The following is a 22,532-nucleotide window of genomic DNA, read 5'->3' as shown; positions in this document are numbered from 1 at the left end:
CTGGAAGGAATCGCCAACTTTCATGACCATCGGTGAAAACTGCGAGATCCACCCGACCGTCGTGATAGGCGACGGCGTCACGATCGGGGACCGGGTGAGCATCGGACCGTATGCCGTCCTCACCGGTCCGCTCGACATCGGCGACGACTGCTGGATCGGCGCCCACGCGACGCTCGGGGCGCCGCCGGAGTGGATAGGAAAGACGCATCCCCGCACGTGGACGGAGATCAGTCCACATCAGGGTGTCGTGATCGGCGCGGGCACCGTGATCCGCGAGATGAGCGCCGTCCAGCAGGGGGCCGAGCGGCCGACGACCATCGGGCGCGGCGGATTCGTCATGAACCACACGTCCGTCGAGCACGACGTCCGGATCGGCGACGACTGCGTCCTCTCGCCGTCCAGCACCCTCGGCGGTCACGTGACTCTCGGCGACGGCGTCAACCTCGGTATGAGCGCGGTGGTGCATCAGCGGCGGGTGATCGGTGCGCGGGCGATGGTCGGAATGGGATCGGTCGTCGCCAAGGACATTCCGCCGTTCGCCACGGTGTTCGGCAATCCCGCCGCCCTGCGCGGCACCAACCGGGTGGGCATGAGCCGCGCCGGGATCGCGGACCGGGACATCGCGGCGGTGGCGACGGTGTATGCCTCGGGGCGGCTCGACACCGACGCGGAACTCCCGAACTCGCTCGCCGACGCGTTCGCCTGGTGGCGGGAGCTGGCGGTGAAACCGCTCGTTTCCTGATCCGGCGCCCTCCGATTGCTATCGTCGGAAACGAACGCTGCACTGCCGCAGCGCACTGCCGGTGAGGGGGTGGTTCTCGTGGACGCCGATCCCGAGATCGTCCCGGACCGCGGCGGTCGCGCCGTCCTGATGAACGCGCTGCGGATCCTCGTCACCCTCGCGATCGTCGTCGCCGTCGTGTTCGCCGTGAAATCGCAGTGGGCCGAGGTCAGGGACACGATCACCCAGCTGGACTGGTGGGCGCTCGCCGTCTCCGCGGTGTTCGTCTTCCTCGGCATGGGCGCGGCGGTGCGCGCGTGGCAGCACGCGCTCGGCGCCCTCGAACATCCGATCCCCGCCTTCGACGCCGCCCGCTGCTACCTGGTCGGTCAGCTCGGCAAGTATCTGCCGGGCAGTGTGTGGGCGTTCGTCCTCCAGACCGAGCTCGTGCGCCGGGCCGGGGTGTCGCGGGCCAACGGATTCGTCGCCGTCCTCGTCACCGTCGGGCTGAGCATCACGTCGGCGCTGGTCGTCGGGCTGCTGGCGCTGCCCGCCCTGTTCCACATCAGCACCGTCGCGGCGGTCGCGGTGATCGTTCTCGTCCCGATCGCGCTCGTCTGCTGCTACCCACCGGTCCTCACCCGGCTGGTGAACCTGGCCCTGCGGATCCTGCGGCGGGCCCCGCTGCAGCGGCAGCTGACCATGCACAAGATCGGGCTGGCCCTCGGCTGGTGCGCCGTCAGCTGGGTCCTCTACGGCGTGCATCTGTGGTTCCTCGCGTCGAGCTCGGCGGGATTCGAGGCGGGCACCCTGGTGCAGTGCATCGGCGCGATCGCCCTCGGCATGTGCGTCGGCGTGCTGGTGGTCGTCGCGCCGTCCGGCATCGGGGTCCGCGAGGCCGTCGTCGTCGCGGCTCTGTCCCCGTTCATGGACAGCGGGGTCGCGCTCGGGCTGGCCCTCGCGTCTCGCCTGGTGTTCACGCTGTGCGAGGTGCTCGCCGGCTTCGTCGCCGCGATCGCCGGTTCGCGTTCGCTGCGCAACGCCCTCGTCCGCGAGGATTCCCGGGTACCGCAGCCGTCCTGAGGAGATCGCGATGACGGACGCCTGGGAGATCGATCCCGCGTACGAGCGCTACATCGGCCGCTGGAGCCGGCCGGTCGCGACGCAGTTCCTGCGGTGGCTGGCCGCCGGCCCGGGCGGCGCATGGTGCGATGTGGGTTGCGGGACGGGCGCCCTCGCCCACACCGTTCTCCGCACGGCGGATCCGGCCCGGGTGGTCGGCGTCGAACCGTCGCAGCCCTTCGCGGCGGCGGCTCGGGCCGGCACGGACGATCCCCGCTTCGACGTCCGGTCGGGCACCGCCGAATCCATCCCCGCCGAGGACGGCGAGTTCGACCGCGTGGTGTCCGGGCTCGTCCTCAATTTCGTTCCCCATCCGATCGACGGGCTCGCCGAGATGCGCCGAGTGACGCGAACCGGCGGGACGGTCGCCGGGTACGTGTGGGACTACGTCGAGGGAATGCAGATGATTCGCACATTCTGGGACGCCGCTCGCGAACTCGACGAGGCGGCCGCGGACCTCGACGAGGGCGTCCGCTTCCCGCTCTGCCGGCCCCAGCCTCTCCGCGACGCACTGTCCACCGCAGGGCTGGCCGCGGCGGAGGTGCACCCACTCGACGTGCCCACCGTGTTCTCCGACTTCGACGATTTCTGGCGGCCGTTTCTGGGCGGGCAGGGACCGGCACCCGGATATTGCGCGTCGCTGCCCGCCGTGCGCCGAGACGAGCTTCGCGACCTGCTCGATGCCCGCTCGAGGCGCGACGAGGCAGGCCGCATCGCACTGACGGCGAGAGCGTGGGCGTTTCGCGGAACCGTCAGCCGATGACGGATTCCGTGGCCGCGTACGCCTTCTCCGCGGATTCCTTCTGCGCCCGCCACCACGACTCGTTGTCGCGGTACCAGCGCACGGTGGCCTCGAGCCCGCTGCGGAAATCCTTGTACTGCGGCGTCCAGCCCAGTTCGGTGCGCAGCCGAGTCGAATCGATCGCGTAGCGCAGGTCATGGCCCGGGCGGTCCGTGACGAAGTCGAGGTCGTCGGCGTCGCGGCCGAACAGTTCGAGCAGCGTTCCGACGACGGTCCGGTTGTCGACCTCGCCGTCCGCGCCGATCAGATACGTCTGACCGAGACTCCCCTTCTCCAGGATCGTCCAGACGGCCGCGTTGTGGTCGTCGACGTGGATCCAGTCGCGCACGTTCTTCCCGCTGCCGTACAGACGGGGGCGCACCCCGTCGATCAGGTTGGTGATCTGGCGCGGAATGAACTTCTCGACGTGCTGGTACGGGCCGTAGTTGTTGGAACAGTTCGACAGGGTGGCCCGCACCCCGAACGACCGCGCCCAGGCCCGCACCAGGAGGTCGCTGGACGCCTTGGTGGCCGAGTACGGGCTCGACGGGTTGTACGGGGTCGACTCGGTGAAGCGCTCGGGGTCGTCCAGTTCGAGGTCGCCGTACACCTCGTCGGTGGAGATGTGGTGATACCGGACGTCGTGGGCGCGGACGGCCTGCAACAGCGAGAACGTGCCCATCACGTTCGTCTGCACGAACGGCGTCGGATCGGCCAGCGAATTGTCGTTGTGCGATTCCGCAGCGAAGTGGACCACCGCGTCCGAGCCCGCGACCAGACGGTCCACCAGCGCGAAATCCGCCACGTCGCCGTGCACGAACTCGATGCGGTCGGCCACCGGGTCGAGCGACTGCCGGTTGCCGGCGTACGTCAGCGCGTCGAGCACCGTCACCTGCACGTCCGAGCGCTCGGCGACCGTCTGGTGCACGAAGTTCGCACCGATGAACCCGGCGCCGCCTGTCACGAGAAGCCTCATGTGCACCCACCCTAGTAGCGCGCCCGAGTTTCTATCCGACGCGAACACTGGAACACTGCGCACATGCGCGGAATCATCCTGGCAGGGGGCACCGGGTCCCGATTGCACCCGATCACTCTCGGAGTGAGCAAGCAACTGGTCCCGGTCTACGACAAGCCGATGATCTACTACCCGCTCTCCACCCTGATGCTGGCCAACATCCGGGACATCCTCGTCATCACCACCCCGCACGACGCCGAGCAGTTCCGCCGGCTCCTCGGCGACGGCTCCCAGTTCGGGGTGAACCTCACGTACAAGGTGCAGGAGGAACCGAACGGCCTGGCGCAGGCGTTCGTGCTCGGTGCCGACCACATCGGCAACGAGTCCGTGTCCCTCGTGCTCGGCGACAACATCTTCTACGGCCCCGGTCTCGGTTCCCGGCTGAACCGCTTCGAGAACATCGACGGCGGCGCCGTGTTCGCCTACTGGGTGTCCGATCCCAGTTCGTACGGTGTGGTCGAATTCGACGACACGGGCCGGGCGATGTCCATCGAGGAGAAGCCCGCCACCCCGAAGTCGAACTTCTCGATCCCCGGCCTGTACTTCTACGACAATGACGTCGTCTCGATCGCGCGCGATCTGAAGCCGTCGGACCGCGGCGAGTACGAGATCACCGACGTCAACCAGGCGTACCTGCAGGCCGGACGGCTGCAGGTCGAGGTGCTTCCCCGCGGAACCGCGTGGCTCGACACCGGCACCGTCGATTCACTGCTCGAGGCGTCGAACTTCGTGCGCACGCTCGAACACCGGCAGGGGCTGAAGATCGGCGTCCCGGAAGAGGTCGCGTGGCGCCGCGGGTTCATCACCGACGCCGAATTGTGTGCCCGCGCCGAGACTCTCGGCAAGTCGGGATACGGCGACTATCTCCTCGAACTTCTCGAACGCGGCAAGGACTGGTGACGTGGAGTATCGGGAACTGAAGGTTCCGGGCGCCTGGGAGATCACCCCGAGGCAGTTCGGCGACGACCGCGGCGTGTTCCTCGAATGGTTCAAGGGCTCGGAGTTCGAGGCCGCCGTCGGGCACAGTCTCGAACTCGCGCAGGCCAACTGCTCGGTGTCCGCCGCCGGTGTCCTGCGCGGCATCCACTTCACCGACAACCCGCCCGGACAGGCGAAATACGTCACGTGCGTCAAGGGTGCGTTCCTCGACGTGATCGTCGACCTGCGCGTCGGGTCGCCGATGTTCGGGCAGTGGGATTCGGTGCTCATCGACGACGCCGACCGCCGCGCCGTCTACCTCCCGGCCGGTGTAGGCCACGCGATCCTGTCCCTCGAGGACGCGTCGACCGTGATGTACCTGTGCTCGATCGAGTACACCCCGGCCCTCGATCACGACCTCCATCCACTCGATCCCGAACTGGGAATCGACTGGCCCACGGTGGGCCGGGACGGCAACCCGCTGACCTTCCAGCTGTCCGAGAAGGATTCGGCCGCACCGTCTCTGAAACAGGCCATGGACGCCGGAGTGCTGCCCACCTTCCCCATGTGAGTGTTTTTGCGTGCCCAAGCACTCGATGGCACTCACATGGGGTGGCAGGATGCGGACATGACAACTGACACCGGCGAGCGGTTGGAGGTCCGGCGGGCTGTCGCCGCGGACCCGGCGACGATCTTCGGCCTGCTCTGCGATCCCGAGGGACATGTGGCTATCGACAGTTCCGGAATGCTGATGTCCGCGGAAGGGCACCGCGTCACGGCGGCCGGCGACACGTTCGTCGTGCACATGGACCGCGACGCGTTGAACGACTTCGACCTCGGTCTCTACGACGTGACGGTGACGATCGAGACATTCGTGCCCGACCGGGAGATCTCCTGGAAGGTCCTCGGGCAGATCCGGCCGCAGATCGGGCACGTGTACGGCTACCGACTCGAGCCGATCGACGAGGGAACGATGGTGACGTCGTTCTACGACTGGTCGTCCATCGACCAGGTGTGGCGGGAGTCCGGGATCTTCCCGGTGATTTCCGAGACCGCCCTGCGCGCGACGCTGGGCATCCTCGCGCGCACGGTCGCCCCCGGGCGTCCACGACCGCAAATTGATCCAGAGAATTGAAACGTGTTCTAGTATCGAGTGCGTGAACTTCGTCGTCGTCGACCATCCCCGGCCGGGCATCGCCCTGGTGACGCTCAACCGCCCGGAACGCATGAATGCGATGGCGTTCGACGTGATGATCCCGTTCCGCGACGCACTGGAGGAGATCAGCAACGACAACGCGGTGCGCGCGGTGGTGATCACCGGTGCGGGCCGCGGCTTCTGCTCCGGCGCCGACCAGAGGTCCGCGGGCACCCTCCCCCACGTGGACGGCCTCACCCCGCCGACCGTCGCCCTGCGGGCCATGGAGATGCTCGACAACGTGGTGCTCTCGCTCCGCCGGATGCACCAGCCGGTGATCAGCGCGGTCAACGGCGCGGCCATCGGCGGCGGCCTGTGCCTGGCGCTCGCCTCCGACATCCGGATCGCGGCGGAAGACGCCTACTTCCGGGCGGCGGGCATCAACAACGGCCTGACCGCGAGCGAGCTGGGCCTGAGCTACCTGCTGCCCCGGGCGATCGGTTCGTCCCGGGCGTTCGAGATCATGCTGTCCGGTCGCGACGTGCACGCCGACGAGGCCGAGCGGATCGGACTCGTGTCGCGGTGCGTGCCCGGCGAGGACCTGCTGGACGAATGCTTCGACCTCGCCGAGCGCATGTCCAGGTTCTCCCGGCCCGGCCTGGAACTGACGAAGCGCACGCTGTGGTCCGGGCTCGACGCCGCCTCACTCGAAGCCCACATCCACCAAGAGGGTCTCGGGCAGCTGCTCGTGCGGCTGCTGACCGACAACTTCGAGGAGGCCACCGCCGCACGCAAGGACAAGCGCGAACCCCGGTTCCGGGACCGGCGTTAGGCCGCCTGCCCCGTGCGGGGTTGACGAGGGCCTGGACTCGCCAACCACGCACAGGGCCGAAGGCCTCAGGAGTATCTTTCGGACATGTCGAAGCCACCTCTGACAACGAAAGCCGCCGAGATGTTCGCTCGGCCCAATTACGCCACCATCGCCTGCGTCCGACCCGACGGCCAGCCCGTGTCCGTGGCCACCTGGTACCTGTTCGAGGACGGCAAGGTGCTGGTCAACATGGATGCCGAGCGCCGACGCCTGGACTACATGCGCGCCGACCCCCGCGTCAGCCTCACCGCGATGGACCCCGACGACTGGATCACCCACGTCAGCATCCAGGGCCGGGTGACCGAATTCGTCGACGACGGCGAACTGGCCGACATCGACCGCCTCGCCACGCATTACACCGGCAAGCCGTACCCCGTCCGAGACCGGAAACGGGTCAGCGCCTGGATCGAGATCGACACCTGGCACGGCTGGGGGTCGCTGAAACAGTCCTGAACCGACTCCGCGACGACGACAACCGGCATGACGACGCCCCGCGCCACAACGGTCCTCGCCGTGGCCACGGCGGTGATCGGCAGCCTGCTGCTGAGCGCACCACCGGTCCGCGAACCGGGACCGCCGGCGGCGACGGTCGCCCAGCCCGCCGCGCCTCCTCCGCCGCCGCCCGTGGTCCTGACCCCGGCTGAGGTCGAGGCCACGGTGATCCCGGCGATCGTCACGCTCGTCGCGGATTCGGGTCTCGTCGAAACCGCGGGAACGGGGATCGTGCTCACCCCCGACGGCGTCGTCCTCACCAACCATCACGTGATCGACGGGGCCCTCGACATCAGCGCGGTGAGCCTGGGCAACGGTGCGGAGTACGTCGCGGACGTCCTCGGGTACGACAGTTCCCGCGACGTCGCGGTACTCCGGCTCCAGGGCGCGGGCGACCTCCCGGTGGCGACCCTCGCGAAGGACACCACCATCGGCATCGGTGACCCGGTGACCGCGGTGGGTAACGCGGAGGGAGGCGGAGTTCCGGTGGCGGCCCGCGGGTTCGTGACCGACGTCGGGCAGACGATCACCGCCCGCAGTTCCACCGACGGTTCCCGGAACCGGCTGAACGGGCTGATCCAGATCGATGCGGCCGTACGTCCCGGCGACTCCGGCGGCCCCCTCGTCGACGCCACCGCCGCCGTCATCGGCGTCAACACCGCGGGCAACGCCGACTCCGACCCCGCGAAACCCGCTCCCACCCAGCCGAGATCGTATGCGGTGCCCATCGACACCGCGATGACGATCGTCGATCAGGTCCGCGCCGGAACCACGTCCGCCACCGTGCACATCGGCGACACCCCACTCCTCGGGATCAGCGTCACCGACGACGATCGGGGCGCCGAAGTGCTCTGGGTCAGCATCGGCACTCCCGCCGACGACGCAGGCATCGAGATCGGGGACGTCGTCACCGAATTCGACGGAAAACCCATCCGGTCCTCGGACGATCTCAGCGAACGCATGATCGCACGGCACCCCGGCGACGAGGTCGCGCTGCGCTGGTTCGACGAGACCGGCCGACAGCGATCGACGACGATCGTGCTCGAGAAGGGCCCGCCGCGGTAGTCAGGCGGTCTTGTCCCGGGCGACACCGTCCTCCGGCCGCACACGCGACGCGACGAAACGCGCGATACGCCGAAGCACCGCACGGCTTTCCGGCAGCCCGGGCCACAACGCCGGGAACGCGTGCACCTGGCCGTCCCAGATCTGCAGCGTCGTCGCAACACCCGCAGCGCTCAGCCGATACGCCATCAGCTCCGAATCCGACCGCAGCACCTCGCCTTCCGCAGCGACCAGCAGCGCAGGCGGCAGACCCTCGAGAGCGCCGTTCACGGGTGACAGCGCGGGGTCGAGCACGCCGTCCACCTCGCCGCCGAGCTTGCCGATGGTGACGAGCGCCTCCACTGGCGCGAACACGTCGCGGGCCGCATTGGCGTGCACCAGCTTGTCCGCGCAGTCCAGGTCCAGCAGCGGGGACAGTCCGACCAGGCCCGCGGGCAGATCGACGCCCTCCTCGCGCGCCTTCAGCGCGGTCGCGAAGACGAGGAACCCACCCGCCGAGTCACCGGCGAACACCGTCCCGCCCGCGCGGGCTCCGTTCTCCAGCAACCACTTGTACGCCGTCAGGCAGTCGTCGACCGAACCGCTGATGTTCGTGTCGGGCAGTTGCCGGTAGCCGACGTGCATCACCGGCAGCCGGGTCAGCTTCGCGATCGTCGCGACCACCGGCCGATGCGTGTTCAGCCCGCAGCACAGGAACCCGCCGCCGTGCAGATAGAGGACGACCCCGTCACCGAGATCCGGTGACACCCCCGGCGCGCGCACGATCTCCGCGTCGAATCCGGGCAGTCGCACCTTCTGGCGGCGGATACCGGAAGCCGGACGGATCCCCGCCGCCATGTCCAGCAGCGCGGCCCTGCGAATCGCCGATTCGTTGATCGGGGCCATCCGCACCACAGGCCGGAGAAACCACCTGCATGCCTGGTAGAGAACCTGGGATTCGATACTCGGCCCCGCGAGCCTCGCACCCGAACGGTATTGGACGATCGGTGTCCCGTTCCGCTGCTGCGCGGACGGCTTGCGGTCGTTCGGCACAGATTTCATGCCTTCTCCCCTGGTCGCCGATACCCGTCGCCCTTGACGGATACGTAACTTCAACCTTGGAGTACCCGCCGCGATCGTGTGTCACTCATGGTGGCTTCGGCCCCAAGTCGTTATCCCCTTTGCCCGAATCGTTATCGCGGGCGTGCCAAGTGGGACATCGGGCGTCCGGCTCAGCCGAAATCGAGGTCGTCGAGCTCCTCCACGACGGTGACCTTCCGCTTGCGTCCGCCCATCACCCTGCCGATGCCGCGGCGGCCGCCGGTGTCCGCATTTCCCGAGGGCAGGATGCGCTGCGGTGCCACCCGGGGTCGCGCCACGTGCACGGGAGGCACGGCCGCGGCGGGAGCCGGACCCGAGGGTTCCACGGGTTCGGGGGCCGCGACGGGCGCCCGAGGCGGGAGTGGCGCCTTGACGGCGGCCACGGGCGGCGACGTGACGACCGGCTCGAAGACCCGTTCGCGGCGGGGCTGGCCGGTTTCCCGAACGTCCACGTCGTCCAGGTCGACCACCCACCGCACCCGGTGATCGAGACCACGTTCCTGCAGCTCGGCCCAGATCTCGTCGTGCCACGTCGACGGCTCGCCGCTACCGAACGCCCGGGAGTTGGCACTGACCCACACCACGTCCTCGGACGGGCGGCGATCGGCGATGTCCAGGACCGTCAGCCAGTTCACCGTGGCGGTGTAGCCGTGCCGTTTCTTGTCCACGTACGGGCGACGACGCTGCAACTCGCGACCGGCGATCTCGAGGTGCGACGCGTGCGCCGGCTCGATCACGTCGCAGCCCATCGCCTCGAGCTGCCGGGCCAGCGAGTCGACGTACCCGTCGGCCTTGGCCCGGGCGGCATCCACGAAGACCGACAGATCCTCCCGGAGCCCGAGCCGGTCGTACATGCGCGCCTGGACGGTGAGGGCCTCGATCATCGCGACCGATTCGCGCTGGTACCGGTGCGCGACCTCGACGAGGACCAGGCGCGGCACGAGTACCCGGCTCCCCTGATCGAGGGCGTCGCGGACGAACGTCTCGAAGCGCACGTCGCGAGTGACGGCCGAGGTATCGAGAACAATCAGCATTGATCGATTCTCACCGAACACACCCGCCACACCAGAGAAGTTGCTGAGTCGTTACCGAAACACCCGAATCGGGGTCATCGCAGCACCCGCCGGGGCATTGCCGTGCGGTTGCCCGGCAGCGCCTAGTGGATCTTGAAGATCACCGCGCGCTGCACGACGAAATTGATGACCGTCGCCGTGCCCTGGGCGATGACGAACGCGAGCGGCAGACGCCACCATTCGTCGGGGAATGCGTGGTACATCACCCAGTTGAGGCCCACCTGCACGGCGAACGTGACCGCGTAGAGGATGACGACGGCCACGAAGCGGGCGCGGCTCGGTTCGGCCTTGAACGTCCACCGGCGGTTGATCAGGTACGCGGTGGTGGTGCCCGCGATGAAGCTGATCGACTTCGCCACGTTCACGGGGAGCCCGACCACTTCCAACAGCAGGAAGTACAGCCCGAAGTCGACGATGGCCGACAATCCACCGGTCAGGACGAAACGGATGATCTGCGTCTTCAGGTCCAGTGCGTCGTCCGCGATGTTCTCGGTGACGGGGATCTCGACGGGGAGCGGAACGTGCGGTTCGTGCTCGTGACTCGGCTGGGTTTCTGACACGACGACGAGGCTAGCGCCCCGTGAGTACTTGTCGACCGCCCGCGGTGGATAAGCACGCACGGGCCCACGGGGCCGGCCTCCGGGTACCCTCTACCTCGATGTCCACGACAGCAGAAGAGACGCCCACCCAGGCGCTCCCCACACAGACCCGCACCCTCACCGGCTGGGGACGCACCGCGCCCACCACCGCGCAGGTGCTGTCCACTCCCGACGTGGAAGTGATCGCGCGAGCGGTTGCCCAGGTCGCGGAGCAGAACGAGTCGAAGCCCGCTCACCTTCAGCGTGGGGTGATCGCCCGTGGCCTCGGCCGCTCCTACGGCGACCCGGCGCAGAACGCCGGTGGCCTGGTCATCGACATGAATGCGCTGAACCAGATCCACCGCATCGACCGCGACACCCACCTGGTCGAGGTCGACGCCGGCGTCAACCTGGACCAGCTGATGAAGGCGGCCCTGCCGTTCGGTCTGTGGGTTCCGGTGCTGCCCGGCACCCGGCAGGTCACCATCGGCGGCGCCATCGGCTCCGACATCCACGGCAAGAACCATCACAGCGCCGGGAGCTTCGGCAATCACGTGGTGTCGCTGGACCTGCTCACGGCCGACGGCAAGGTGCGGACGCTGACGCCGAAGGGCGGCCGCAACGACCCCAAGGGCGCACTGTTCTGGGCGACGATCGGCGGCATGGGCCTGACGGGCATCATCCTCAAGGCCACCATCAAGATGACGCCCACCGAGACGGCGTACTTCATCGCCGACGGCGACGTCACCCAGACGCTCGACGAGACCATCGCACTGCACAGCGACGGCAGCGAATCCAACTACGAGTACTCGAGCGCCTGGTTCGACGCCATCGCGGCGCCGCCGAAGCTGGGTCGCGCCGCGATCTCCCGCGGTTCGCTCGCGAAGCTCGACCAGTTGCCGGCCAAGCTGCAGAAGAACCCCCTCGCGTTCGACGCGCCGCAGCTGCTGACGTTCCCGGACGTCTTCCCGAACGGCCTCGCCAACAAGTTCAACTTCTCGATGATCGGCGAGCTGTGGTTCCGGAAGTCGGGCACGTACCGCGACAAGGTTCAGAACTTGACGCAGTTCTACCACCCGCTCGACATGTTCGGTGAGTGGAACCGCGCCTACGGATCCAACGGATTCCTGCAGTACCAGTTCGTGGTGCCGACCACCGCGGTCGAGGAATTCAAGGCCATCATCCGCGACATCCAGAAGTCGGGGCACTACTCGTTCCTCAACGTGTTCAAGCTGTTCGGCGAGGGCAACCAGGCCCCGCTGAGCTTCCCGATCCCGGGCTGGAACATCTGCGTCGACTTCCGCATCAAGCCCGGCCTGAACGAGTTCGTCACCGAACTCGACAAGCGGGTCCTGAAGTTCGGCGGCCGCCTCTACACGGCCAAGGACTCGCGGACCACCGCCGAGACCTTCCACGCCATGTACCCGCGGATCGACGAGTGGATCGCCACCCGCCGCAAGTACGACCCCACCAATGTCTTCGCCTCCGATATGTCCAGAAGGTTGGAACTCTAGTGATCAACGCTGTCGGGAACCCCCAGACTCTCCTGCTGCTCGGTGGCACCTCCGAGATCGGTCTCGCGATCTGCGAGGAGTACCTGAAGAAGGCGCCGATGCGGGTGATCCTCGCCGCGCTGCCGGGTGATCCCGGTCGCGATGCCGCCGTCGCCCAGCTGAAGGCGGCCGGCGCCAACGCCGTCGACGTCATCGACTTCGACGCCGTCGACACCGAGAGCCACCCGAAGGTCATCGACGAAGCGTGGGCGAAGAGCGACGTCGACGTCGCCATCGTCGCGTTCGGCCTCCTCGGCGACGCCGAGGAACTGTGGCAGAACCAGCGCAAGGCCGTCCAGATCGCCGAGGTCAACTACACGGCCGCGGTGTCGGTGGGCGTGCTCGTGGGCGAGAAGATGAAGGCACAGGGCTTCGGCCAGATCATCGCCATGTCGTCCGCCGCAGGCGAGCGCGTGCGGCGCTCCAACTTCGTATACGGATCCACCAAGGCCGGACTCGACGGCTTCTACCTCGGACTCGGTGAGGCACTGCGTGAATTCGGTCCGCGCGTCCTCGTCATCCGACCCGGCCAGGTCCGCACCCGCATGTCCGCGGACGTGAAGGAAGCCCCGCTCACCGTGAACAAGGAAGACGTGGCCAAGCTCGCCGTCACGTCGGCGGAGAAGGGCAAGGATCTCGTGTGGGCGCCGGGCGCCTTCCGTTACGTGATGATGATCCTGCGGCACATCCCGCGACCGATCTTCAAGAAGCTGCCCATCTAAGCTTCGCCCTCGTGACGGAAGCAGACGTAGCACCGGCCCGACGGTCCCTGTCGACAGCTCTCGAAATGCTGCTGGGGGCCGTCGTGGCCGCAGTGGTGGCGGCAGTCGGACTGTTCGCGTTCGCGCGGGTGCAGTGGCCGGCGTTCAACTCGTCCAACGTGACTCAGGCCGTCACCACGGTCGGCCAGGTCGTCGCCATCGCGGGAATCGCGGTGTCGGTGCTGCTCGTGCGACTGCACCGGACTCCGCGGTTCGCCCGGCTGCTGTCGTGGGCGAGCCTGTCCGGGTTCGTGACCGTCACCCTCGGCCTGCCTCTCGCGGCCACCAAGCTCTATCTACACGGCGTCTCCGTCGACCAGGAGTTCCGCACCGAATACCTCACGCGGCTGACCGACTCGGCGGCACTGCGCGACATGACGTACGCCGACCTGCCGCCGTACTACCCCGCCGGATGGTTCTGGGTGGGCGGGCGCGTCGCCAACCTCCTCGGCATGGACGGCTGGGACGCCTTCAAGCCGTACGCCATCGGATCGCTCGCCGTCGCAGCCGTCGTGGCACTGGTGTTGTGGAGCAACCTGATCCGCCACGACCTGGCCATCGTGGTGTCCCTCGCGACCACGGCACTCGTCCTGGCCTACGGGTCACCCGAACCGTACGGCGCCGTCATCACCCTGCTGATCGGTCCCGCACTCGTCCTCGCCTGGGGCGGGCTGCACCGTGTCGACGGTCGCGGCGGCTGGGGCGCCGTGATCGGCACCGGTCTGTTCCTCGGCCTCGCCGCCACGTTCTACACGCTGTATCTCGGACTCGCCGCCTTCGCGATCACCCTGCTCGCACTGCTGGCCGCGACCCTGCGGATTCGCGCCCAGAAGTCGTGGCGGGCGGCGATCGATCCGCTGGTCCGGCTGATCGTGATCGCCGCCGTGTCCGGCCTTCTCGCGCTGACCGTCTGGTTGCCGTATCTGCTGAAGGTCGTGGGCGGTTCGCCCGCGGCGTCGGGAACAGCGCTGCACTATCTGCCCGAGGCAGGCGCGCATCTGCCGCTGCCGATGATCCACTTCTCCCTCACCGGGGCACTGTGCCTGCTCGGCACCATCTGGCTCGTCGCCCGCGCGTCGACGTCGCGGCGCGCGCAGGCACTCGGCGTCGGAGTGGTGGCCATCTACCTGTGGTCGCTACTGTCGATGGCGTTCACCGTGCTCGGCAGCACCCTCCTCTCGTTCCGGCTCGAGCCTGTGCTGATCGTCCTGCTCGGCGCGGCAGGTGTCTTCGGATTCGTCGAATTCGCAGGATGGCTCGTGCTCGCGACCAGCGACAACCCGCGGGTCAAAGGGGCGGTCCTGGTGATCGGGGTGTTGGGCGCGCTGTCGTTCGTCCAGAACATCCCCAAGTTCCTCGACTCCGACATCGCTGTCGCCTACACCGACACCGACGGCAACGGTGAACGCGCCGACCAGCGCCCACCCGGCGCCGCCGCCCACTACGCGGCAGTCGACGAGCTGATCCAGACGCAGGTCCCCCGCGACCGCGACGACACGGTGGTCCTCACCGCCGACACCAGTTTCCTCAGCTTCTACCCCTACCTCGGGTTCCAGGCGCTGACGTCGCACTACTCGAATCCCCTGGCGGACTTCGCCGGACGCGCCCGGACCATCTCGGAGTGGAGCGAGCTCGAGACGCCCGACAAGCTGGTGACCGCACTCGACACGGCGCCGTGGCGCGCCCCCGACGCGTTCGTGTTCCGCCAGGGCCCCGACGGGTACACGCTGCGGCTCGCCGAGGACGTGTATCCCAACGACCCCAACGTGCGCCGCTACACCGTCACGTTCCCGAAGGAACTGTTCGACGACCCCCGATTCACGGTGTCGGAGACCGGGCCGTTCGTGGTCGTCACAAGAAACTGATCGGTCTGTTCACGTTTATCGCACCCCCCTCGCGGGAACCCCGCACCCAATCAGGGAGGCGGGAATTTTCCGCGCCCCGAGGGGAATTGTCGGGTCGTCGCGAGGAGCGGTCATGCCGGATGCAGTGGAGCCGCGACGTGCCGGTAGCGGTGCCGAGGACTATCTTCTCGGCACCGCCGGCGGTGAGGTGGTCGTGCATGCCGGACTCGCTGTGACGATCGGAGCGATCGTCGGAGCCTACGTCGGGCAGTGGGCGCTTTTCGTGATCGCCGTGCTCGGTGCCGCCGTGTGGATCACAGGCGACATCGTCGTCCATGTCAGTCGACAAAGGTCGCCGGACGTCAGTCCGGCGACCCCTGTCAGGCACCCTGTCGGGCGGGCTGCCTAGTTGAGCTTCTGCGGCACGCCGTAAGTCATCACGGTGTCACCGTTCTCCGTCACAGCCATGGCGTACGGACGGATGGTGACCGGCCCGATAGCACCGGAGATGGAGCCATGAACTCCCTGCATCCTGACCACAGCCGCCGATCCGTCGAACTCCTGACCCTCGAGGAGCGGAACGGTGGTGATTCCACCGGGCTCCAGGTCGATGTCGAGTTCCTGCGACGGAATGATGTCACCGGCGAGTTCCGCGTTGGTCCCGGCGTTCAAATCCAGCGTGAAGTCCGGGACAAGTCCCAGATTGATTCCGTTGCTCGACCCGATCGCGAACCCGAGCCCGGGCGAATTGAGAACGATCGTCGCGCCGGCCAGGGAGACCGGGTAGCCGATCTGATAACCGACGGTGAGCTGAGTTCCCTTGAACTCCTCCGCGTTCGGCCCGGTGATGGCGACCCCCGCGTAACCGTTGTGGAAGAACTCCACGCTGGTGGGTACGCCGTCCAGCGGCGGTACGACCTGATACTGCGTGTCGCCCTGCACGACTTCGATGCGATTCCCTCGTGCGTCGATCACGGAGCTGGAATTGTCCACGCCGGCCGACGCGGTGCCATTGCCCATGACCATGGCGAGCGCGGCGATGCCTGCGACTGCCACCGAGCGTGTAAACCGTTTGTACCCAAATCGAGATGTGCTGATGTTCGTCATGCCGACCCCATTCAGAGTGCACTGCAACCGATACGAAAAAGCATGCTGAGCGTAACCAGTGGGGCAGGAGAATATCCCTGTATTGATCAGAAGTTCACAAATCAACTTGATGTGATACATGCAACAATCACGCGATCGCAACCCAGGAAGCTCTCAGCGACCTCCGGTACCCTCGGGCGATTGACATCGACCCGAGAACCGGAGGCGCAGCTGCGTGACTGAGATACTCACCCAGGTCGAGACCACTCGGCAGGCAGAGAGCACCAGCACCATTGCTCGCCCTCTCCGCTCCCGTCTCCGGCCGCACCCGGCCGACGTCGCGGCGATCGTCTTCTACGTCGGTCTCGCGGCATTCGTGTTGGCCCGCCAGTGGAAACACCTCGGGACCGGCTATCTGGTACGCAGCGGCCAGGACCAGACGATGTGGGAATGGTTCTTCGCGGTCGCGGCACGCTCACTGGTCCATCTGGAGAATCCGCTGTCCAGCGACCTGCAGAACTACCCGCTGGGCGTCAACCTCATGGGCAACACGGCGATGTTCGGCATCAGCATTCCGCTGGCGCCGATCACGCTGTTGTTCGGACCGAACGTCACCTTCACTCTCGCGCTCACACTTGGCCTGTCGGGCACGGCAATTGCCTGGTATTGGGTGTTTTCGCGGCATGTCGTGTCGTCGCGACTCGCGGCCGCCGTCGGCGGTGGTCTGTGCGGTTTCGCCCCCGCCCTGATCTCGCACACCAACGGGCACCCCAACTTCGTCGCCCTGTTCCTGCTGCCCTTCATCGCGCTGGCCGTGATCAGGCTGGGCAGCGGGGCGCGCCCGGTGCGCGACGGCATCGTACTGGGCCTGCTGATCGCCTATCAGATCTTCCTCGGCGAAGAACCCCTGCTGATCTACGCTCTGGCGTTCGCGGTCTTCGGTGCCGCGTTCGCGGCGTCGCGCCCGCGAGCGGCAGTCGCGGCGGCCACGCGCAGCATCACGGGATTCGCGATCGCCGGCGGCATCGCGCTGGCCATCGCCGCCGTGCCCCTGTGGTGGCAGTTCTTCGGACCCGACAGCTACCGGGCGATCGAACACGGCCCGGTCGGCAACGACACCGAGGCGTTCACCAGCTTTCCGACGTCCTCGCTGGCAGGCGAGCCCGGGTCCGCCGAGTTCAGTATGAACGCCACCGAGGAGAACGCGTACTTCGGCTGGCCCCTGCTGATCCTCCTCGGCCTGTCGGCCCTGTGGCTGTGGCGCATGCCGCTGGCCCGCGCCGCCTCCGCGACCGTGGCCGTGATGGGCGTCCTGTCACTCGGGACGTCGTTGACGATCGGCGGCTGGGACACCGGAATCCCCTTGCCGTGGAAGCTGATCTCACACCTGCCGCTCCTCGAGTCCGTTCTCGAATCGCGCTTCGCGATGGGCTGCCTGCCCGCCGCCGCCCTGCTTCTCGCGCTGGGCACCGACCGCGCCCTGGCGTCCGCCCGCGAGGGCCAGCGGACCACCACCCTGCTGTGGGTCGGCTGGCTCGCGGTGGCGCTGCTTCCGCTGGCGCCCACGCCGCTCGCCGTCGTGCAGCGCGACACCGCACCAAGTTTCTTTGCCGACGGCACGTGGCGGGAGTACGTCACCGAGGGTTCCGTCGTCACGGTGCCGCTCCCCTCCCCGGAGAACGCGCGGATGCTGCGCTGGCAGACCGAGCAGGATCTTGCATTCCCCATCGCCGGAGGGTATTTCGTCGGCCCGGCCGGCAGCGAGGACCAGGGAAAGTACGGGCCCGACGATCGCCCCACCGCGCTGCTGCTCGCGTCCGCACAATCGTCCGGCCAGGTGCCTGCCATCGACGAGGCGACGAAAGCCCAGGCACTGACGGACCTGAAATTCTGGAACGCCGACGTCCTGGTCCTGCCGCACACTCAGAACGATCGCGTTCTGCGCGAGACGGTCCGGCAGCTCGTCGGGGCGCCCGCGAAGCCGGTCGACGGCGTGTGGGTGTGGGACGTGCGAGCACTGACATAGGAAAGACTTACCGCGTCAACACTTCCGGTCCGTCCTCACCGATGGCGACGGTGTGCTCGCTGTGCGCGGCACGGGCGCCCGTCGCCGTGCGGAGCGTCCAGCCGTCTGCCTCGTGCCGGTAGTCGTCGGTGCCGTCGGCGATGAGCATGGGTTCGATCGCGATCACCATCCCCGGACGCAGCAGCATTCCCTTCCCGACACGTCCCTCGTTGGGCACGTGCGGATCTTCGTGCATCTGCCTGCCGATGCCGTGCCCGCCGTGGTCGGCGAGCATCCCGTACCCCGCGCCGCGCGCGAACAATCCGATGGCGGCACCGATGTCTCCCAACCGGTTTCCCGGCCGTGCGGCCGCAATGCCGTGCGCGAGAGCGGCTTCGGTGGCCTCGACGAGTGCCACGTCCGCCGGGTCCGCCGTTCCCACGACGAAGCTCACGGCGGCGTCCCCGCACCAGCCGGCGAGCCTGGCGCCACAGTCGATGCTGACGAGGTCACCGTCGCGGAGACGGTACTCGCCGGGAATGCCGTGCACCACAGCATCGTTCACGCTCGCGCAGATGACCCCGGGAAACGGGCTGGGCGCCCAGTTCGGGTGATAGTTCAGGAACACGGGCTCCGCTCCCGCGTCGCGGATCACCGCGGCGGCCACCGCATCGAGACCCTTGAGCGTCACCCCGGTCACTGCCGCCTCACGTACGGCTGCCAGAGCGTCGGCCACCACCCGGCCGGCCGCGCGCATCGCCTGCACCTCGGCCGCCGTCTTCAACTCGACCACAACACCCTCCACGACGGTTTCCAATTTCTATACCGGTATTACTATATGGCACATGGTGCGTGTGCCGTTGACAGCAGAGGAACTCGAACGCGGGCAGAGGCTGGGTGAGCTGCTGCGATCCGCGCGAGGAGACATGAGCATGGTCACGGTCGCACTCGACGCGGGTATCTCCGTCGAAACCCTGCGCAAAATCGAGACCGGGCGCATCGCGACACCCGCGTTCTTCACGATCGCCGCGGTCGCCCGGGTTCTCGACCTCTCCCTCGACGACGTCGCCGCGGTCGTGACCTTCGGTCCCGTGAGTACTTCTTAACGTCCGGGCGTTAACAAGTACTCACGGGTGGCAGAGCCACCATCGCCTAACATCGTTCTGTGCCGTCCCAACCCCCGCCGCCTGACCTTCGGACCATCCGCACTTCCCGGCTCGTCGCGATCGTCACCGGCCTGATCGGGTTCGTGCTCGCGCTGGCCACCCCGTTCCTGCCGGTGAAGCAGGACGCCGCGTCGATCGACTGGCCGCAGAACGGCACCCTGAACAGCGTCGAGGCGCCGCTGGTCTCGTACACACCGCTGGACATGCAGGTGAACGTGCCGTGCTCGGTGTTCACGCAACTCGGACCCGACGGCGGCACCGTCGTCTCCACCCTCCCGAATCGCGCGCCCGACTTCGAGAAGAACGGTCTCGTCGTGAAGGGGGGCGCCGGCGGCACGGTCGACGTCACGATTCGCGGCATCTCCCTGATCTCGGCGGACGCCGCGGACCTCCAGGGCTGCACCGCCCTCACCGTCACATCCGACCATCAGCGGACGTCGGCCGAGATCACCGGCACCGCCGAACCCCTCGCCGGTTCCGTCGAGGGCGACCAGCGCCCGCAGATGGTCGGCCTGTTCACCGACCTGCAGGGCGCGGCGCCGGCGGATTTGAATGTGCACGTCCACCCCGACTCCCGATTCTCGTCCAGCCCCACCCTGCTCAAACTGCTGGCGATGATCGTGTGCGTCCTCGCGACACTGACTTCGCTGTACGCGTTGCACCGCGTGGACGGCATCGACGGCCGCCGCGCGCGCCGCTTCCTGCCCGCGCACTGGTGGAAATTCACCGGTGTCGACGCGGTCGTGATCGGGACGCTGCTGCTGTGGCACGTGGTCGGCGCCAACACCTCCGACGACGGCTACCTCCTCGGCATGGCCCGCGTGTCGGAGCATTCCGGCTACATGGCCAACTACTTCCGCTGGTTCGGCGTCCCCGAGGCACCGTTCGGATGGTCGTACGAACTCCTCGCGGCGCTGGCGAAGGTGAGCACCGCGAGCATGTGGATGCGACTGCCGACGCTCCTCGCCGCCCTCCTCTGCTGGATGGTGATCAGCCGCGAGGTCATTCCCCGCCTCGGTGTGGCCGTGCGCCGCAACAGAACTGCCCTCTGGACCGGCGGACTGGTCTTCCTCGCGTTCTGGTTGCCGTACGACAACGGGCTGCGTCCCGAACCGGTCATCGCGCTCGGCGCCCTCCTCACGTGGTGTTCGATCGAGCGCGCCATCGCCACCGGACGACTCCTCCCCGGTGCCGTCGCCGTGCTCATCGCCGCGTTCTCCCTCGCGGCCGGACCGTCGGGCCTGATCTGTATCGCCGCCCTGATCGCGGGCGCGCGGCCGATCCTGCAGATCGTGATCGCACGGGGCCACCGGGTGGGATTCGCGTCCCAGATCCTGCCGATCCTCGCCGCCGGAACCGTGGTGATGGTGGCGGTCTTCGCGGATCAGACACTCGCGACGGTGCTCGAGTCGACGCGCGTCCGCACCGCCCTCGGCCCCAACGTGGCCTGGTTCGACGAGCGGCTGCGCTGGGATTCGCTCATGGGGATCTCGCCGGACGGCTCGCTGGCCCGCCGATTCGGCGTGTTCGTGATGCTGCTGTGCGTCGTGGTCTGCGTGATGCTGATCCTGCGCAAGGGGAAGGTGCCCGGGACCGCGATCGGACCGTCCCGCCGCATCCTCGGCATCGTGTTCGCGTCACTGCTGTTGATGATGTTCACGCCCACCAAGTGGACCCACCACTTCGGTGTGTACGCGGGTCTCGCCGGCTCGGTCGCGGTGCTCGCGGCGGTCGGGGTGGGTGCCGCGAGCATCCGCTCCAAACGGAACCGCACCCTGTTCGCCGCGGGGGTCCTGTTCATCCTCGCGGTCGCGTTCACCAGCTCGAACGGCTGGTGGTACGTGTCCAGCTACGGCGTCCCGTGGTGGGACAAGCCGCCGATGATCGCGGGCAAGGGCTTCTCCACGCTGTTCCTGGGCCTCACGGTGCTCACGCTGCTCCTCGCCGCCTGGTACCACGTCCGCGAACCGTACGAGAACGGCAGGAAACCCAACGGCAAGCGTGCCCGGATGCTGGCGCCGTCGCCGCTGACCGTCGCGGCCGGGGCCGTCGTCCTGTTCGAGGTGCTGTCGCTGCTGAAGGGGGCCGTCGCGCAGTACCCCGGGTACTCCATCGCCAAAGCCAACATCGAGTCGGTGACCGGCAACTCGTGTGCGCTCGCCGACGAGGTCCTCGTCGAGACCGACCCCACCGCCGCCCTGCTGCAGCCGCTCACCCCGGTCACCGACCCGAACGGCGCAGGCGCATTCGGCACGACCGCCGCGGAAGGCTTCACCCCCAACGGCATCGCCGACGACCTCACCGCCGACTCCGAGAAGATCGCCACCGGCGGCGCGAACACCGTCGACACCGAGACCGACGAGACGACGACGGGAACCAGCTCCGGTACCGGTGGCGGCACCGAGGCCACCGCCGGAGTCAACGGCAGCACCGTGACGCTGCCGTTCGGCCTCGACCCCGCCCGGACCCCGGTCCTCGGCAGTTATCAGCAGGGCGGGGAGCAGAAGCCCGCCTCCCTCACCACCGGTTGGTACGGCCTGCCCGACCGCAGCGACGACGCACCGATCCTCACCATCTCGGCCGCCGGACGCATCCGGTCGGTCGACGCGGACGGCGTCGTCACCCCCGGCCAGAGCCTGAAGGTCGAGTACGGCGTCACCGGCCCCGACGGGTCCGTCACCGCGCTCGGCACCGTCGACCCGATCGACATCGGACCGTCCCCGTCGTGGCGCAACCTGCGCGTGCCACTCGACCAGCTGCCCGCCGAGGCGAACACGGTCCGGCTCGTCGCGGACGACCCGGACACCGACCCCGGTCAGTGGCTGGCGGTCACGCCGCCCCGGGTGCCGTCGATGCAGACACTGCAGACCGTCGTCGGCTCCAGCGACCCCGTGCTCCTCGACTGGGCCGTCGGGCTCGCATTCCCCTGCCAGCGGCCCTTCGACCACCGCTACGGCGTCGCCGAGGTCCCGCAGTGGCGCGTCCTCCCCGACCGCATCGGTGCCGAGTCCACCAATGCCTGGCAGGACAAGTTCGGCGGCGGCCCGCTGGGCTGGACCGACCAGCTGCTGTCGGCGAGCACCCTGGCCACCTACCTGTCGAACGACTGGGACCGCGACTGGGGCTCGCTCGAGCGGTACACGTCGCTCGACGAGTCGGCGACGCCCGCGCAGGTCGAATCCGAACAGGTGACCAGGTCGGGTACCTGGTCGCCCGGACCGGTGCGCTACTACTAGACGTGTCCCTACCCTCTGGTAGGCGGCAATATG

Annotated in this window: 22 protein-coding genes; 16 read left to right on the top strand and 6 right to left on the bottom strand. The window is 68.0% G+C overall.

All coding sequences use genetic code 11. From position 1 onward, the window contains the following. The first annotated feature begins 22 nt into the window (after positions 1-22). From QM806_RS10720 to QM806_RS10710, 3 genes are all read left to right on the top strand, one after another. A complete protein-coding gene (locus QM806_RS10720) occupies positions 23-742 on the top strand; it encodes a DapH/DapD/GlmU-related protein (protein ID WP_133985921.1) in 720 nt (239 codons plus the stop codon). Between the two features lie 69 nt (positions 743-811). Then, positions 812-1,804, top strand: a complete 993-nt coding sequence (locus QM806_RS10715; RefSeq protein WP_133985920.1) for a lysylphosphatidylglycerol synthase transmembrane domain-containing protein — start codon at positions 812-814, stop codon at positions 1,802-1,804. A 10-nt stretch (positions 1,805-1,814) separates the two neighbouring features. After that, complete coding sequence (locus QM806_RS10710) at positions 1,815-2,606, top strand: class I SAM-dependent methyltransferase (RefSeq protein WP_133985919.1); 792 nt, start codon at positions 1,815-1,817, stop codon at positions 2,604-2,606. Here the strand turns inward: QM806_RS10710 and rfbB are convergent. Continuing rightward, positions 2,596-3,600: a dTDP-glucose 4,6-dehydratase gene (rfbB, locus tag QM806_RS10705; protein ID WP_265146885.1), complete on the bottom strand. Its 1,005-nt coding sequence runs from the start codon at positions 3,598-3,600 to the stop codon at positions 2,596-2,598. The two genes, QM806_RS10710 and rfbB, sit on opposite strands and share 11 nt — an antisense overlap. A 63-nt stretch (positions 3,601-3,663) precedes the next feature. Here rfbB and rfbA point away from each other — a divergent pair, with 63 nt between their 5' ends. The 6 genes from rfbA (at position 3,664) to QM806_RS10675 (ending at position 8,120) form a co-directional block, all read left to right on the top strand. Next, a complete protein-coding gene (gene rfbA / locus QM806_RS10700; protein WP_005248802.1) occupies positions 3,664-4,539 on the top strand; it encodes a glucose-1-phosphate thymidylyltransferase RfbA in 876 nt (291 codons plus the stop codon). 1 nt (position 4,540) lies between these two features. Continuing rightward, a complete protein-coding gene (locus QM806_RS10695; protein WP_005565990.1) occupies positions 4,541-5,128 on the top strand; it encodes a dTDP-4-dehydrorhamnose 3,5-epimerase family protein in 588 nt (195 codons plus the stop codon). A 57-nt stretch (positions 5,129-5,185) separates the two neighbouring features. Then, the gene (locus QM806_RS10690; protein WP_120661353.1) at positions 5,186-5,692 is read left to right on the top strand and encodes an SRPBCC family protein; all 507 of its coding nucleotides are present in this window, start codon (positions 5,186-5,188) and stop codon (positions 5,690-5,692) included. 22 nt (positions 5,693-5,714) lie between these two features. Further along, the gene (locus tag QM806_RS10685; protein ID WP_005248805.1) at positions 5,715-6,524 is read left to right on the top strand and encodes an enoyl-CoA hydratase; all 810 of its coding nucleotides are present in this window, start codon (positions 5,715-5,717) and stop codon (positions 6,522-6,524) included. 84 nt (positions 6,525-6,608) lie between these two features. After that, positions 6,609-7,016 (top strand): PPOX class F420-dependent oxidoreductase, encoded by a 408-nt coding sequence (locus QM806_RS10680; protein ID WP_120659910.1) that lies wholly within the window; start codon positions 6,609-6,611, stop codon positions 7,014-7,016. A gap of 27 nt (positions 7,017-7,043) precedes the next feature. After that, a complete protein-coding gene (locus QM806_RS10675) occupies positions 7,044-8,120 on the top strand; it encodes a S1C family serine protease (RefSeq protein ID WP_120659911.1) in 1,077 nt (358 codons plus the stop codon). On the opposite strand, the gene QM806_RS10670 is transcribed toward QM806_RS10675, so the two are convergent. The 3 genes from QM806_RS10670 to QM806_RS10660 all read right to left on the bottom strand — a co-directional run bounded on the left by QM806_RS10670 (position 8,121) and on the right by QM806_RS10660 (position 10,830). Next, a complete protein-coding gene (locus tag QM806_RS10670; protein WP_005565986.1) occupies positions 8,121-9,158 on the bottom strand; it encodes an alpha/beta hydrolase in 1,038 nt (345 codons plus the stop codon). 170 nt (positions 9,159-9,328) lie between these two features. Further along, positions 9,329-10,231, bottom strand: coding sequence for a PIN domain-containing protein (locus QM806_RS10665; protein WP_064080281.1), 903 nt, complete (start codon positions 10,229-10,231; stop codon positions 9,329-9,331). 122 nt (positions 10,232-10,353) lie between these two features. Continuing rightward, positions 10,354-10,830, bottom strand: coding sequence for a GtrA family protein (locus QM806_RS10660; RefSeq protein ID WP_005248820.1), 477 nt, complete (start codon positions 10,828-10,830; stop codon positions 10,354-10,356). Between the two features lie 98 nt (positions 10,831-10,928). On the opposite strand from QM806_RS10660, the gene dprE1 reads away from it, so the two are divergent. The 4 genes from dprE1 (at position 10,929) to QM806_RS10640 (ending at position 15,415) form a co-directional block, all read left to right on the top strand. After that, the gene (gene dprE1 / locus QM806_RS10655) at positions 10,929-12,362 is read left to right on the top strand and encodes a decaprenylphosphoryl-beta-D-ribose oxidase (protein ID WP_005248821.1); all 1,434 of its coding nucleotides are present in this window, start codon (positions 10,929-10,931) and stop codon (positions 12,360-12,362) included. Further along, the gene (gene dprE2, locus QM806_RS10650) at positions 12,362-13,123 is read left to right on the top strand and encodes a decaprenylphospho-beta-D-erythro-pentofuranosid-2-ulose 2-reductase (RefSeq protein ID WP_005248822.1); all 762 of its coding nucleotides are present in this window, start codon (positions 12,362-12,364) and stop codon (positions 13,121-13,123) included. The genes dprE1 and dprE2 overlap by 1 nt, the downstream gene beginning before the upstream one ends. Positions 13,124-13,134: 11 nt before the next feature. Beyond that, positions 13,135-15,027, top strand: a complete 1,893-nt coding sequence (locus QM806_RS10645) for a galactan 5-O-arabinofuranosyltransferase (RefSeq protein WP_208328707.1) — start codon at positions 13,135-13,137, stop codon at positions 15,025-15,027. Positions 15,028-15,139: 112 nt separating this feature from the next. After that, positions 15,140-15,415, top strand: a complete 276-nt coding sequence (locus QM806_RS10640) for a hypothetical protein (protein ID WP_054246977.1) — start codon at positions 15,140-15,142, stop codon at positions 15,413-15,415. Here the strand turns inward: QM806_RS10640 and QM806_RS10635 are convergent. Continuing rightward, positions 15,412-16,113: an MspA family porin gene (locus tag QM806_RS10635; protein ID WP_120659913.1), complete on the bottom strand. Its 702-nt coding sequence runs from the start codon at positions 16,111-16,113 to the stop codon at positions 15,412-15,414. The two genes, QM806_RS10640 and QM806_RS10635, sit on opposite strands and share 4 nt — an antisense overlap. A gap of 214 nt (positions 16,114-16,327) precedes the next feature. Between QM806_RS10635 and QM806_RS10630 the strand changes: the two genes are divergently transcribed. Next, a complete protein-coding gene (locus QM806_RS10630; protein ID WP_120659914.1) occupies positions 16,328-18,118 on the top strand; it encodes a glycosyl transferase in 1,791 nt (596 codons plus the stop codon). A gap of 7 nt (positions 18,119-18,125) precedes the next feature. On the opposite strand, the gene map is transcribed toward QM806_RS10630, so the two are convergent. Continuing rightward, positions 18,126-18,890 (bottom strand): type I methionyl aminopeptidase, encoded by a 765-nt coding sequence (map, locus tag QM806_RS10625; protein WP_120659915.1) that lies wholly within the window; start codon positions 18,888-18,890, stop codon positions 18,126-18,128. Positions 18,891-18,942: 52 nt separating this feature from the next. Here map and QM806_RS10620 point away from each other — a divergent pair, with 52 nt between their 5' ends. After that, positions 18,943-19,203: a helix-turn-helix domain-containing protein gene (locus QM806_RS10620; protein ID WP_005572349.1), complete on the top strand. Its 261-nt coding sequence runs from the start codon at positions 18,943-18,945 to the stop codon at positions 19,201-19,203. Between the two features lie 59 nt (positions 19,204-19,262). Beyond that, positions 19,263-22,499, top strand: a complete 3,237-nt coding sequence (locus tag QM806_RS10615) for an arabinosyltransferase domain-containing protein (protein WP_120659916.1) — start codon at positions 19,263-19,265, stop codon at positions 22,497-22,499. Positions 22,500-22,532: the final 33 nt, after the last annotated feature.

Origin of the sequence: Rhodococcus sp. IEGM 1351 (assembly GCF_030056875.1) — a bacterium.
Lineage (GTDB): Bacteria > Actinomycetota > Actinomycetes > Mycobacteriales > Mycobacteriaceae > Rhodococcus_F > Rhodococcus_F opacus.
Note: the sequence above shows the minus strand (reverse complement) of the source record. Positions and strands in the feature narration are given on the sequence as shown.

Bases quoted from the DNA above. Each gene is read 5' to 3' on its own strand.
- dprE1 (WP_005248821.1), top strand. From the start codon at position 10,929: ATGTCCACGACAGCAGAAGAGACGCCCACCCAGGCGCTCCCCACACAG.
- QM806_RS10620 (WP_005572349.1), top strand. From the start codon at position 18,943: ATGGTGCGTGTGCCGTTGACAGCAGAGGAACTCGAACGCGGGCAGAGG.
- QM806_RS10690 (WP_120661353.1), top strand. From the start codon at position 5,186: ATGACAACTGACACCGGCGAGCGGTTGGAGGTCCGGCGGGCTGTCGCC.
- rfbA (WP_005248802.1), top strand. From the start codon at position 3,664: ATGCGCGGAATCATCCTGGCAGGGGGCACCGGGTCCCGATTGCACCCG.
- rfbB (WP_265146885.1), bottom strand. From the start codon at position 3,600: ATGAGGCTTCTCGTGACAGGCGGCGCCGGGTTCATCGGTGCGAACTTC.
- QM806_RS10675 (WP_120659911.1), top strand. From the start codon at position 7,044: ATGACGACGCCCCGCGCCACAACGGTCCTCGCCGTGGCCACGGCGGTG.
- QM806_RS10710 (WP_133985919.1), top strand. From the start codon at position 1,815: ATGACGGACGCCTGGGAGATCGATCCCGCGTACGAGCGCTACATCGGC.
- QM806_RS10670 (WP_005565986.1), bottom strand. From the start codon at position 9,158: ATGAAATCTGTGCCGAACGACCGCAAGCCGTCCGCGCAGCAGCGGAAC.
- QM806_RS10635 (WP_120659913.1), bottom strand. From the start codon at position 16,113: ATGACGAACATCAGCACATCTCGATTTGGGTACAAACGGTTTACACGC.
- QM806_RS10640 (WP_054246977.1), top strand. From the start codon at position 15,140: ATGCCGGATGCAGTGGAGCCGCGACGTGCCGGTAGCGGTGCCGAGGAC.
- QM806_RS10680 (WP_120659910.1), top strand. From the start codon at position 6,609: ATGTCGAAGCCACCTCTGACAACGAAAGCCGCCGAGATGTTCGCTCGG.
- QM806_RS10720 (WP_133985921.1), top strand. From the start codon at position 23: ATGACCATCGGTGAAAACTGCGAGATCCACCCGACCGTCGTGATAGGC.
- QM806_RS10665 (WP_064080281.1), bottom strand. From the start codon at position 10,231: ATGCTGATTGTTCTCGATACCTCGGCCGTCACTCGCGACGTGCGCTTC.